The organism is Sphingobacterium sp. B16(2022) (genome assembly GCF_012030425.1).
In the GTDB taxonomy this organism is placed as follows: Bacteria; Bacteroidota; Bacteroidia; order Sphingobacteriales; family Sphingobacteriaceae; genus Sphingobacterium; species Sphingobacterium anhuiense.
This window is the reverse complement of record NZ_JAAUVN010000001.1, coordinates 803646-816651: the sequence shown is the minus strand read 5'-3', so window position 1 is coordinate 816651 and position 13006 is coordinate 803646. Positions and strand designations below refer to the sequence as shown.

Below are 13006 nucleotides of genomic sequence, written 5' to 3'. Positions count from 1 at the left end.
ATGAAAGTAAATTTGCTATTTACCATTGTTATTTTTTCCCATATTTTCTAAACGCTGCTACAAACTGATATATTAAATAACCAATTAGGAATTTATGAATTGAATCAATAGTAAGTGACCATCCGCTTAACTTATCCTTATTTACCAAAAAATCGCTTCTGTGAGTTATATCTATAAATGAAAAATAATAACCAATCAGATTAGGATCAAATTTTGTAAACTGAAATGCAAGTCCGAGGCTCCATAAATACAGCAAATAAAAAGAAATACTTATGCCAAGAAACCAATAAAATGGTTCTTCAATTGAAAGACCGTGATTATTTGATATACGATTTAGGAAAAGTATAACTTTATCTGCAGGGGTAATGGTTGGAACTTTATTAAGAGCGGTATGAGATATTGCTTGTAACTTCTGAGCCTCATAAGAATTTCCAGTACTTTCGAGGGCTTTTTTCAACTGTAGAAATATCTCATACTGATCTTTATGATGATTTATGGTTCTGTTTTCAGGATAATGTATATTTTCAACAGGTGAAAACTTTTCATATGTTTTATATTCTTCAGGAAAACTGCATGATGTAAAAGAAGCACTAGAAAACTTTGACCTATAGAATGATAACCTGTCAAAATCACCAAAATAGACATTATCAAACCATACTTTATCTAAGTTACTTTTATGTATACTAATCTTGGTCTCTTCTTGATTTTCCTTTCTGGGATTGATATTATAAAAACCAACTTCACCTTTAGGTGAAAATTCTGAAAGGTACAAATTACCTATAGTGGTATTTTCAACTGATACTTTTCCAATAGGGTGTCCACTTAAAGACAAAGAATATAAAGAAACGTTATCAATAGATGTTTGTGCTCCAGCACTTTCACTATTATATGATACATTTATTTGAGTTTTAAATAAATCCTCCTCATCTCGAGAAAGCTTATATCCTATTTTAAAATCTTTTGCTTGATTATATCTCAGACGATAAATACCAGTTTTATCTTCCGCTTTTCTACTACTGGTAATTCTGAGATTTATTGGATTGTCAATATGATATCTTTGTTTTTTTGCGAGTATTAGTTTGTAATCCACTTCATGCATTTTCTTAAAAAAACGTTTCCATAAATATGGAAATATATTCTCCGTAGTATAAGTAATATCTACCCTAGGTATTCCAATTAAAAATATACTAGAATCTAATAGGCAATTGCTAATTGAGAAGGATTTTAAGTTACTTGCTTCTACTCTACCTGAAAATAATGAGGAATGGATTGATATAGAAATATTTTGTGTAATAATTTTACCAAATTGAAAATCGCCAATAAAGCAATTGTTAAACATGATAGAAATTTCCTCAAACTCTATATCCTCATCGTTTTCAATAATCAGACTATGTATGAAACAAAAGTCAAAATAGACTACCATTTTTCCCGGAGTAAATGTACTACCTATAAAATCTTTATTACGGAGTATGATTTTTAGTTCATCATAGTCTTTATTTTTAGTAGTACTATAAGGTTTAGGATTAATTATTTCAAGCATAATGAAACAGGTAAATGACTAAGATAAGGAATTACCTCCAGAATATATCTCGAGTTATTCGGCATAGGAACTACATGTATAATTTCTCGATGATTTATTGATAGTTCTATAAACAATTCTTTAATGTTTTTTCACAGAACTGGTATTCACCTGGGTTTATTTCACCCTTTTGACTGGATTAACACCATTTAAATAGAAATTTCCTAAAAAATCACCTTCCTGAAAGTCAACGAGACCCTCGTACCTCTCGGAAAAAGCGATCCCTTAAACTCATCCGTCTTCCTAGCCGCAATACCATGGCTCCAGTCGTAACGGGCCTCATCTGACATTACGAGGAGGCTTCTAGGTTCCAGCAGCAGAGACTTAACCTCTTTACTGCTCACATTAACAAAGTCCATCAGGCAGGTAGATCCCAGACTCATGGAAAAAATAGTTTCGCCGAAGCAGGGCTGACAATCGACATGGTTTGCAATACCCTGCCCCGGAATGTATTCATTCACGATCAGTTGATCAGGAATTTCTTTAATGAATTTTTCTGCATAGATTCTGCTCGTGAACGGTGTAGCCCATTTAGGCAGCCCCCCAAGGTACATCGAATAATTAAGCGCTCGGGCTCTGTAATCATATTTGTAGCCATAATGCTGGACACGTCTCTTTAGATCATTCAGCCATGTCTCCCCATTGATTGAGCATAACAGATTTCTTTCTTCTGACCGCGTAATAAAATTAGGTATATATCGCAGTCCTTTTATGGCACTTAGATCTACCCCTTCATTAATAGAAGGAATATTGTCAAAATCATCCGGCGGTAGATTAAATAAATCGTACATTGCTACTCTATTTTTAAAATTTCAAAATATACCAGTTCTTCTGTTGGCATATAAAGACTGTTTCTTCTGTTGTTATACCTGATCCAGGAATTCACCCTAAGTAACGGCTTCTCGTCATAGTTAAGGTGTCTTTTAAAATTCTCATATTTAACATTTTTCGCAGGATCGGTCGTATTCTGGAACAATATGTAAAATGGAACATCCCGTTTTGATCTTTTTACGTTCAGCACCTCTACTGCCAGCTTCTCTTCGTTCAAATTGTCACTTGCAAAGAGATAACAGGTATTGATAAAGATACTGTTAGCGTTCTCTAAGCACTCAAAATCAATATCGCCGAGACTTTGCATAAAGAAAGTTGAATCTGTATTCTCATAAACCACATTCTGCATCATATATTCTGCCTCCTGCCGCATCGACCTGTAATGGTCAACACCAAAATAATCAAACGAAACAGTACCGCCGTTTATTGTATGCAGATAATCCACCAAGGCAATCCCAGAAGTCGCCGGTCCACAACCCACGTCAATAAATTTTATACGCCCGTTTGTCCCATGAAAATCAGCAATATGTCTAAAGCGCTCAAGTAAATGCAATGATGAATAGTAGTGTTTTCGCATATTGAAATAAGAATACAACTTTACCACATCGTTCGCAGAGAGATTTCTATAGGGGTCATCAAAATGCGCCTGACCAAATTTAATTATCTCTCTTCGAACAATAAATTGTCGATATCCTAGCAGAATTTCATGCCATCTGGTATCAGGATGGGCTTTTATATACCTCAAAAACTTTTCTTCAAATAAGTCATCGGTAAAATCAGAAGGCTCATAAATCTTGGGAATTTCTTCGCCTATTTCAATCGTTGCGGTAAACTGATATTTATTCTCTTGATAGCTTGCAAGTAAAGGATATTCTTCAACTAGCCCGACATCCTCAAAAAGAGCCTTGAAAGCAACTAGCTCTGCCTCTCTGTTCTTTTCTTCCATTAAGGACACAGTCTGCTCATAATAGACATGCAGATCACGCAGCACGTCATTTTCATAATCCTCCACCCCATTTGTTATGGCAGTAGATAGTTTTTTGAGATATTTGTCAAAAAGCTTGCAATGTGATTCAACTTTCCTATACATCTTGTAGTGCATCCATGCCTTCAGCCTATTTTTAAAAATATGCTCTTTGATATTGTTAGAACAGTTCAACGCAGAGCCAAAAACATTTGCTCGCATAAAATATAGGCCCAACTCTTTAAATAAAAACTGTATTTCATCAGAACCCTTCTGTTCATTTGACAACTGCATAGAATTGATGAAAACAAGAATCCGTTCCGTGAAAGCGCTGTTGTCCTGATTTACCTCAAGATTAATGAACAGCAGTTTAAGTGGATTTCTGTTATCCTTAATGTAGCTAATCAGTTCGACTACATTTACTTGCAGAATCGTATCGTGAAATTCTTGTAAGCCTATCATATACCGAGCATCTTCTTATCAAGTTGAATTCTCAGCTGCATTTCCTCCATATCAATATTTTCTTTATGTTCGGATAGATATCTGAACAGATCTTTCTTCTCAAAAAATACTCGCTCAGGGATGAATCCTGATGCTCCCCAGTCGGAAATCATGTACGGAACAAACCTGATTCTTGCATTGTAACAGAATGTTCCAATACTAAACACAAATGGAATTTCATTGGGAAGAAAGGACAACTGCTCCAAAAGGTTGCCTAAAGAATCTATATAGGATACATGCTGATACAACTTACCATATAGTAATCTTTCATAAATCGAGTAATTATTTTTCTGATTTAATCCGCTCAGCTTCTCCTGTTCAATATTTTCTCTGATTTTAACCAAACCTTTTGACCCGTTGCTCTGCGTGTTGAATACAAATTGATATACTAGTTCCATCACCGTGTAGTCAAACTTTGTAGTAAGCTGAAATTTGATCGCTGGTTTTCCTTTAATAAAACCTGAAGCGATACCTGATTGATCAAATCGCTCGTCTGTATTTCTTAGATTTCTGTATCCATAAAAATACCCCAAAATAGCAAATGCATATTCCCCGAAAGAACTAGAATAAATTGATGAAATATCTCTTCGCGCAACTTCAATCGAATTTAAGTTTCCATAATTTCTAAGGAAAGCGAACACATAAAGCGGTAATGAAGATTTTGACCTTAGCTCATCAATTGCCTGCAGAGCCTTCTTACGGTCCAGATTTCTGGACAGCAAAGAAAGTACATTTCTAACCGAAACAGTATCCTCCTGTGCAGATTTGAGTACCTTTCCAAACTCAAGTGTATCTGCATCAGTAAAGTTCTCAGCCTGCTGAACCCTCGAAAAAAGCCATTTAAGTAATGATTTATCTGCTGGACAACTGTCGTTGAAAAGATAAGCGTAAAACTCGGAAATAGTATTTTTTGGCACAATTTCAACACCAAATCCCTCATCCAAGACTTGCATGGCATAGAAAAAATGCTGCGGTAAACTTTTATATACCTTGCTTTTTTCAGAAATCAATCCATCATAATTACGCAAAAAAGCTAAAAGACCAAGAATCCTGTCATATTTATCAATTTGCGTCCCATACCCCTGTCCTGTATTTTTTCCAGAAGATTTGAAATCAAACTTCTGCTTCAGATTTATTTGCTTTATCACAATGATGCTCTCTGGTATGAAGCCACCATTAAAAACAAGTGCATCGTTAACAATCGACGCTTTAATTGCCATATTTTGTACAAGGATTGATTTAATCCTTGTGACAGGCAATGGTATTCCAAGAAGCGCAAAGTTATCTTGTACTACAATAGCATTCATATCAAGCCCTGTCATGTCGATTTCCAGTAAAACATGGTCAATGTTGGATGCGACTGAGCCAGAATTTGCCAAAACAAGGTAATCCCCATTTATATTTTGTATATCTGTAAAAGCACGGTTCTTAATATATTTTGCGGCGAGCAAAAGACCACCACTGTAATAATGAAATATATTTCCGCGATGAATCTCTACATATACTTCTTTTGTAACATCAAATGGAATGTTATTCTTATTGAAATCCTCATTCTTCACGGGAACATGTACATCTAGGTTACTTTGATCGCTCTCAGAAATATTCTCTACTTGCTTTTTTTCATTATTTCTCTCCTCATCAGAAATATCGTCTACATTCTTAAACGCTTGATCCTCCTCTATGTTGGAATTATCCATCACCTCTTTGACATGAGTGTTCTTTTCCGGATTCGAATTATAATTAAATAATTCCGGAGCTATGTAATGCGTTTTAACTGTTCTTTCTGTCCTCCTACCTTTATTATCGCTAACATGTTGACTTTCAACAACGTGTTTTTTTTCAAAAATAGCTCCCCCTGAAATCACACTATCGGCTGACTTTTTCCTTGTTTTAATCACATTAGCTTTACTTTCAACCTTTGTGTCGCTTAGTTCTGGGCCTTTATCATGTGTGCGGCCGATATTTTCATCTTTCAAATTTTGCTCACCCAAAACCAAAGGCTTTTCGGCATCTACAATCTTAGATGATTGCATTCTAGCCCAAAGAGTTTTACCTTCATTTTGATTCTTTTGAGCTCTTTTTTCAACGGTTTTATTTTTTTTATTTGCTTTAGCCATTCCCATTCTTTCTTTTAGAATTAAAATAAGTCATCCATTATATTCTGCTGATCTTCCTCATTATGAAAAGCCAGAGAAATCGGTCTAGATGAACTTAAAATGAAAATATCATTTTTAGCTCTTGTTACCGCCACATAATAATGACTGCTTGTTGCCCACGCGCGTCCACGATCATTTACTCCTGCCGTCGCAACATCCGATAGCTCAAAAAATGGCATTATCACGATATCAAACTCGAGCCCCTTACAGGACTCGAAGGTCGCTATAAAAGGTGTTCTTAATTTTTGTCTCAAAGTAGCCTCATCTGATTCGTTCATTCCATTATAATAATATGAAAACGAGCGATTTTCAGGTGCATCCATTAGACAGGAATAACCATGAGCTTCGAGATCTTGTTTAATCCTATTCACATTTCTACGAAAATGAACAAGAATTCCAATATTACTGTTCGGATTATTTTCGATTATTTGCCTGATATAATCTAACTGCTGTTGCTCATTAAATGTGGTCTGGATTTCAGGATTATTACCGGCACGAAGAATTGAAGAATCCATACCTTGTACTCGAAGGTCGTCAGTCACAAATTTTTTTGCCAGATCAAATATCTGCCTGGTATTTCTATGGTTGCCGCCAAGGTAAAACGGGTCGATCTCAATTTGCTCCTGGAGGCTTTCCAGAATGATATCTTCAACTTCGTCCGTAGGATAATATTCTCTGTAATTCTGCGCCCTGTCCGCCCCAACTGTAATAATGTCCGATAACTCGAAAGTGTTGCTGTAAACATTCTTTGGCAGATCCTGCCCCTCGTCATAAAAGAGTTCATCAAACTTCCTCTCATTTCGCTTCTCTAGTATGTAACTCCTGAAATTTTCCCTCATTTCATCAGTTTCTTCTTGATCATTGAAAAACTTAATATTTGTGTAATGCCATTTAAAGAATGTCGCCAGCTTATTCTCAACAATATCATTGATCCTAGCTTCATCAAGTTCTCCAAAAAGTTCCTCCGCTCTTTCCTTCAACATACCCCTTATTGTATAGATCAAGGTATTATGAAAGGTAAAGAGCATGATATCCTGCTCTTCCATGACAGCCCTTAAAAATCTAAAGATCGTGACAACTGTTTTACCACTTCCTGGACCTCCTGTTACTAGGACCGAATGTCTTGGATTGTATGCTAGCTGTTGGTCGTTATAAAGCGAACCAATAGCTGGTAATAGAAATCTGAATTCTGGCATAGTTATTTACTATTTTTTTAATGTACCTTCAATAGACTAAAACCGCCACTGCAAAAGAGGAAAGCGTGCTCCTGAACAGCAGACCCAAATAAAAAGAAAGTACCTCAGCTAGGACCGATCAGCATATTTTTGACCTCATCAACAGTTTTTCCATACCTGCGCCGTCAACAAAACTGTTGTATTAACATCATCTTTTGTATTTAAAGCAAATTTACTTTTTTTAATTTACAGAATAGTAAGTAATATTATTCAAAAAACTACTATTTCTCACAATTTGCATTATATCTGGGATAATCACGTCCTTTCGTAACCAATATACTTAAGTTAGCAAAAAATCACTACATTTCAGCCAAATACCAAACCACTGACAACTCATTAATCGAGATATATTTTACTACATTGTGGCGAACCAGATGAAATATATCCAAAACACGACATTTAGGCGTTAGCCAAAGACACCTAAAAATTTATTAATTCTTATTAATCATCCCAACTTGGGAACATCGCAGTTTAATACGTTATAATAGAGTATATAATAAAATTTGAGGGATGTGACTTTGCTCAGTCACCCCTTCTCGTTATTAGTATAAGCTACACAGCTCTAAAATTTTGTTCCACAACTTTCGACATAAGTACTTTACCCTTAAACATACAACCTCGTTATAAGTGACTTTAGTATACTAAGATTTCGATTGTCAATGGTACATTCATCACAATTAGTATTTATCATTTTCGCCTATTGCCAACAGGTAGTTCTTTTAGGTTGCTTTTACTTAAAACTCACTTGGAGTATCCTTCCATGTTTTGATTTAACAATATTGAACAGATTGGGCACGCCAGTTATTTTGGAGCATGCCCTCCCTGATTCAATATCCAAAGATATAAAACAAAACTAAATATATTAGTGCAAAAACACTATTGTTTTTAGCTTAATTGATATTCAATATTTTAGAAATCAGCGTACCCCTCTCCATTTATCGTATTACAATTTCCCGCATATATTTCTTCAACCTTTAATTTATATTTGCGAAACCTTAAATTTATAAAATATGAGAAATAATGTTCAGAGTAGCTTCAATTTTAAAATATAATTTCATTAATCACTTAAAATTAGACCAATTCAAAAAAATATTAAATGAATTATTTACCAAACTCTTTCGACAGTGTTCTGGAAAGAAATTGTCTCGTCGTATGTTCGATTTAATCAAACATACGACGAGACAGTGCATTCAGTTCTGAAAACCGTTGATAAAATTGATGCACCTGAGCTGATTTCCATAAGTATTGTAAATATTATTTGTCTTCAATTGAATCCATATTCAAAAAAAATGAAGACTTTTCAACTTCTGAGTGATGGACTGAAAAGCTATTACTATTTATCTTCACAGACAAAATGTGTTTAACTATAATTGATTTTACATCAAGCTTCAAGGACATCTCTCTAAAATTTGGATTTTCTAGAAAACCTTCATTTTTTGAATAATTCCATATATGTGATCCATCATACTTTTCGGAATCCGATTTTTTAGCTTTAAATATATTGACGCTATAGGATTCAATCTCAAAATCATCCTCCCAATCAGTTAATCTGGCTTCAATACTGCTATTTTCAGGATATTTTATTTCCTTAACTCTTGATGCATGGTTAAAGAGAGCGATATTTAGTCCTTCTTTGGACTGAGCAGATGGAAATATAATCCCATCAAACTTTAACTCAGAGCCTAAAAAATCGGCAATAACTTGTGTAGGTAAATAATCAAAAAGTTCATCATCAGGCATAATTGCTCTCGTCATTCGCTGACTAAGGTTTCTTAAAAAAATACTTCTAGATAATAGTTCAGCATACATTGTATCAAAAATACTTCTTTCAAAAAATGAGGAATTGAAAGCACTAATATCAAGCATTCTTAAAGGCCTTAATATCTCAAACTTTCCTATAAGAGCCTTGCTCCCAACAGGTGGTCTAATTTCCGCAAGCACTGTCTCTGGATTGGTTGCACCATAAAAAACCGAGATTCCACTCGCATTCATCCTCCCTCCCTTTGCTGACCGCCATGGTGTAGGGCCAAGTTCGCGATCGGGCGATTCTAAAGCCAGCTTTAATTTTTCATCAGACTGAAACACACGCCCGCGATATAAAAATGTAATATCTGTACCAATACCTATAACCCTAACCACCGGCCTTTCAAAACTGAGCGATAGACTATCAATATCATCAAATACTTTTCTCAAAATCACCGCAGCTTCGCTGTTAAAATATCGATTCTTAGTTTTGATAATTTGTTCAAATTTCACCCATTTTGTCTGCCACTCTACATCATCGGGACCTTTAAAATCATAATTTAATTCTCGATAGTAATCAGAAGTTTCTCCGATTTCTGCATTCGATCTAGAGTAGTGGGTACTTTCAAGAATTTTCTGAACATCCCGCGCTATTTCCTCAGAAATATTTGCTGCATCCATTATTGCATATATGATAGGGACACCTTCTGGCTCCCATTCTCCAGCCATTTCCTTGATTTGTTCAATTGACCAGTCGTCTGGCGGATTTTCTCCCATACGCACATAATGTTGTTCAAAAGCCTTATCGATCCTTTCAGCAAATTTTAAAAGGTCATAAACTTCATTTTCTTCGCTATCGCAATAGGAACAATGGCCAATGCAACCTTCAAATTCAACTTCTTTTGAAAGAAATTGCTCACCTATACATACAAAACATATAGAATTTTCCTTTAAAATTTCACTCATACTACTGGAATATAATTAACATTACTAATTAGTATCTTACTGAATTGTAAATTCCTGTAATTGGAAAATCTGAAGTGCCAATTACATTTTAATTCCTTACACCTCCATTATTGAAAACTATTTAAACCAGATCAGCGTTATTAAATAACCATTAATCTTAGAATAGTAATATTGTTCAAAAATAGTATCATTATAAAATTTATTAATGAACCATATATCGGTGTCCACTTCTTCAACTTCAGACGTATAATCTCCATAATTATTATTTTTAAATGAAAATGATCTTGATTCTCGAGGGAGAGTGGAATTAACTTTAAATTTGAAACCTACCTTTTGAAAATCGTTACTTTTTGCAAACCATCTTATCACATTATCTTTTGAAATGATAACCATAGACTCCCGAGAACCAATCTCAATAAATCGAAGAATAGATGCCATAATACTCACCTGAAATAAGTTAGAGAGAGCCTCAATTAGGGTAAAAGAAAATTGCTTCCGAGCACAAGCTTGCTTAAATAATGCTTCAGGCATTAACAGGCAACTAGCGAAATAATCTGCCTCCAATTCAATTAAATCTTTATTTAATAGCCCATTTTTAGATTGATGTGAAGTAATCATACCATACTTCAAGGCAATTCGATGCTCATCAATAAGGTAATGTCCCAATTCATGAGCAAGTGTAAAGCGTCCTCTTTTGGAGTTAATAGTATTTCCTTTATCTAAATTTATATGAATATGATACATCGAGTCGATATAAACTAACATACCATCAAAAGTATTTTCATAATGATCATAGTATAAAGACAGCTCTTCATATCTGGCAATTTTTATTAAATTGACTTTATAACCTTCAGTAAAATCTTCTGACACATAATTTGCTAAGTTATTGATCCGTTTCTTCCGGTGAAGATTGATTGCCATCATCTTGGTTCTTTTTCATTTTATTAAAGATATGATCAGGTAAATCTTCAAGACCTTTTCTTGCTACCATTTTAAACGCATCCATCACATCTTGCTCATTTTCTTGCTTGAAAATATTCGAAAGTGGAAACTTTCGGACTTCATTATTTAAAATTCGATCTAGAGAAACTGTTGAATCTTTAATCTCAATATTAAAAAAAAGTTTATCAAAGCGATTCAACTCAATCTCAGTGCGAGGAAAAAGGTAGCCGGTAGAGCATAACCATTCGGTAATATGCTCTGGATTTTCAAAGAGATTATTTTTTTGTGCCATAAATTTCAATTATTTTACCGACGGTTTCTAGTGCTTCCTTTTTATAAACCCTTATTGATGTTTGTGATAAGTCAAGCTCTTCTCTAAGCTTTTTAAGCAACTGACGTGGCAATTTTTTACCATCTCTTTCGTAACTACGATAGGTTAAGTAAATAATTTTGTGCTTTGTACTCAATCTTTCCAACGCTTTGTCTATCAATTCTGTTGTAGCTTTTAAATCTTTTAGCTTTTCTTTTGGTATTTCCATATTTTCTAAATCTGGAAATTCTAAAACTAGCTCTTCTTCTCCAAGATAAGGATCCTTCTCAGCTTCCAATCTTTGACGATCGACTAATAACCGTTGTGCAATCCTGTAAATATAAAACAATACGCACTGATTAAGATTTACACTTTTACATTGTTGAGCATTAAATAAATGTGCTTTTTTCCAAAATTTATCTAATGCCTGTTCTGATAAAATATCACCATCTTCTTTGCTGTATCCCCATTTAATCGCAATGACTCTGCATTTTTTCGTTAAATCTGCTTCAAATCTTATGAAAAATGCCTTGAATGCACATTCAGCTGCTTCATAAAAATGTTGGCGACCTTGAATATATTCTATTAAATCTGCTGTACTTGAATCTTCTAATTCCTTCCAATCCATAAGGGTATCTATTTAGGTATACGCAAAACCGTTAGTAACGCTTTTCGTAGTTAATAATGACCAGCAGTTAAAACAAAATAGTTTGTTAATGCTAGTTAAAAATAACAAAATATTTTATAATATGGACGAAACTATACAAAAACAAAAATTTAAAATCCTGTCAATTGACGGTGGAGGGATAAGAGGTCTTATCCCTGCCAAACTCCTGGCTGAGCTAGAAGCTGAACTTCAAAAAGAAGAGCCTGAAAAGAAACTTTACCAGCACTTCGATTTAATCTGCGGTACTTCTACAGGAGCGATATTGGCTATTGGTATTTCATTAGGTATACCAGCAAAAGATTTGGCTAAATTTTATGAAGAAAATGCGGAACTTATTTTCCCTCGTTTTGTGTTCAAATTCATTCCTCAAAAAAGTCGGGCTTTATTGAATGCCATATACAGCAATAAAAAATTGCTTAAGAAACTTCGCGAAGTGTTTGCTGATGCCAACGGTGGTGAAGATCCTTTAATAAATGATTTAAAAACCAAAGTCTGCGTCCCTGCCTTTAATGGCAATGATGGTGTTATCAATGTTTTTAAAACAAAACATCATCCTGAATACAGAAGAGATTATAAGCTTCCTGCATACCATGTGGCCATGTCTAGCGCTTCTGCCCCAGTTTATTTTCCACCCCACACCTTTTCGTTTAAAAATGAACTTGGTGAAGGTACAAATATCAACATGATCGATGGTGGAATTTTTGCTAATAACCCGGCTTTAATTGGAGTTTTTGAGGCAACTGACAAACTTGATATACCTATTGGTAATATTTCAGTTCTATCATTGGGAACAGGGCAAGGAAAACAAATTATTAAGCGCTCCTGGCGCCCTAAGAATGTATTTGATTGGTTATTTCCCAATCCTAAATTGGTTGATATCGTATTAGATACACAGGCACAGATAACAGAACAGTATCTCCTATTTCTTCAACGGGCGTTAGGGAAAATGGGTAGTACATTTTCTCATTTACGCATCCAACATGACATGAAGGGGGATAATATTGAACTTAATTCTTCAAAAAAGAAACATATCGATCGAATGAAATCTATTGGTGAGGAATTAGCAAAAAATCGATTAACAGAAATTTTAAACTTTTTAAAACAATAATAAT

At 34.6% G+C, this 13006-nt stretch carries 10 protein-coding genes; 1 reads left to right on the top strand and 9 read right to left on the bottom strand.

Annotated elements, in window-relative coordinates:
* Window positions 1-28: 28 nt before the first annotated feature.
* From HCX49_RS03685 to HCX49_RS03645, 9 genes are all read right to left on the bottom strand, one after another.
* A complete protein-coding gene (locus tag HCX49_RS03685; RefSeq protein WP_168126187.1) occupies window positions 29-1540 on the bottom strand; it encodes a hypothetical protein in 1512 nt (503 codons plus the stop codon).
* Window positions 1541-1743: 203 nt separating this feature from the next.
* A complete protein-coding gene (locus tag HCX49_RS03680) occupies window positions 1744-2370 on the bottom strand; it encodes an alpha-ketoglutarate-dependent dioxygenase AlkB (RefSeq protein WP_168126186.1) in 627 nt (208 codons plus the stop codon).
* A 2-nt stretch (window positions 2371-2372) separates the two neighbouring features.
* Window positions 2373-3836, bottom strand: a complete 1464-nt coding sequence (locus tag HCX49_RS03675; RefSeq protein WP_168126185.1) for a hypothetical protein — start codon at window positions 3834-3836, stop codon at window positions 2373-2375.
* Entirely contained in the window at window positions 3833-5992 is a 2160-nt protein-coding gene (locus HCX49_RS03670; RefSeq protein WP_168126184.1) for a hypothetical protein, read from the bottom strand. The genes HCX49_RS03675 and HCX49_RS03670 overlap by 4 nt, the downstream gene beginning before the upstream one ends.
* A 20-nt stretch (window positions 5993-6012) precedes the next feature.
* Window positions 6013-7227, bottom strand: coding sequence for a UvrD-helicase domain-containing protein (locus tag HCX49_RS03665; protein ID WP_168126183.1), 1215 nt, complete (start codon window positions 7225-7227; stop codon window positions 6013-6015).
* A gap of 1293 nt (window positions 7228-8520) precedes the next feature.
* Entirely contained in the window at window positions 8521-9975 is a 1455-nt protein-coding gene (locus HCX49_RS03660; RefSeq protein ID WP_168126182.1) for an RES family NAD+ phosphorylase, read from the bottom strand.
* Window positions 9976-10092: 117 nt separating this feature from the next.
* Entirely contained in the window at window positions 10093-10899 is an 807-nt protein-coding gene (locus HCX49_RS03655) for an ImmA/IrrE family metallo-endopeptidase (protein ID WP_168126181.1), read from the bottom strand.
* Complete coding sequence (locus HCX49_RS03650) at window positions 10859-11209, bottom strand: hypothetical protein (protein WP_168126180.1); 351 nt, start codon at window positions 11207-11209, stop codon at window positions 10859-10861. Before HCX49_RS03650 ends, HCX49_RS03655 begins: the two co-directional genes overlap by 41 nt.
* Complete coding sequence (locus HCX49_RS03645; protein WP_168126179.1) at window positions 11193-11855, bottom strand: hypothetical protein; 663 nt, start codon at window positions 11853-11855, stop codon at window positions 11193-11195. The genes HCX49_RS03650 and HCX49_RS03645 overlap by 17 nt, the downstream gene beginning before the upstream one ends.
* Window positions 11856-11976: 121 nt before the next feature.
* Between HCX49_RS03645 and HCX49_RS03640 the strand changes: the two genes are divergently transcribed.
* Entirely contained in the window at window positions 11977-13002 is a 1026-nt protein-coding gene (locus HCX49_RS03640) for a CBASS cGAMP-activated phospholipase (protein ID WP_168126178.1), read from the top strand.
* Window positions 13003-13006 lie beyond the last annotated feature (4 nt).

Excerpts from the sequence above, each read along its gene's own strand:
- HCX49_RS03685 (WP_168126187.1), bottom strand. The coding sequence starts at position 1,540 with ATGCTTGAAATAATTAATCCTAAACCTTATAGTACTACTAAAAATAAA.
- HCX49_RS03680 (WP_168126186.1), bottom strand. The coding sequence starts at position 2,370 with ATGTACGATTTATTTAATCTACCGCCGGATGATTTTGACAATATTCCT.
- HCX49_RS03675 (WP_168126185.1), bottom strand. The coding sequence starts at position 3,836 with ATGATAGGCTTACAAGAATTTCACGATACGATTCTGCAAGTAAATGTA.
- HCX49_RS03670 (WP_168126184.1), bottom strand. The coding sequence starts at position 5,992 with ATGGCTAAAGCAAATAAAAAAAATAAAACCGTTGAAAAAAGAGCTCAA.
- HCX49_RS03665 (WP_168126183.1), bottom strand. The coding sequence starts at position 7,227 with ATGCCAGAATTCAGATTTCTATTACCAGCTATTGGTTCGCTTTATAAC.
- HCX49_RS03660 (WP_168126182.1), bottom strand. The coding sequence starts at position 9,975 with ATGAGTGAAATTTTAAAGGAAAATTCTATATGTTTTGTATGTATAGGT.
- HCX49_RS03655 (WP_168126181.1), bottom strand. The coding sequence starts at position 10,899 with ATGATGGCAATCAATCTTCACCGGAAGAAACGGATCAATAACTTAGCA.
- HCX49_RS03650 (WP_168126180.1), bottom strand. The coding sequence starts at position 11,209 with ATGGCACAAAAAAATAATCTCTTTGAAAATCCAGAGCATATTACCGAA.
- HCX49_RS03645 (WP_168126179.1), bottom strand. The coding sequence starts at position 11,855 with ATGGATTGGAAGGAATTAGAAGATTCAAGTACAGCAGATTTAATAGAA.
- HCX49_RS03640 (WP_168126178.1), top strand. The coding sequence starts at position 11,977 with ATGGACGAAACTATACAAAAACAAAAATTTAAAATCCTGTCAATTGAC.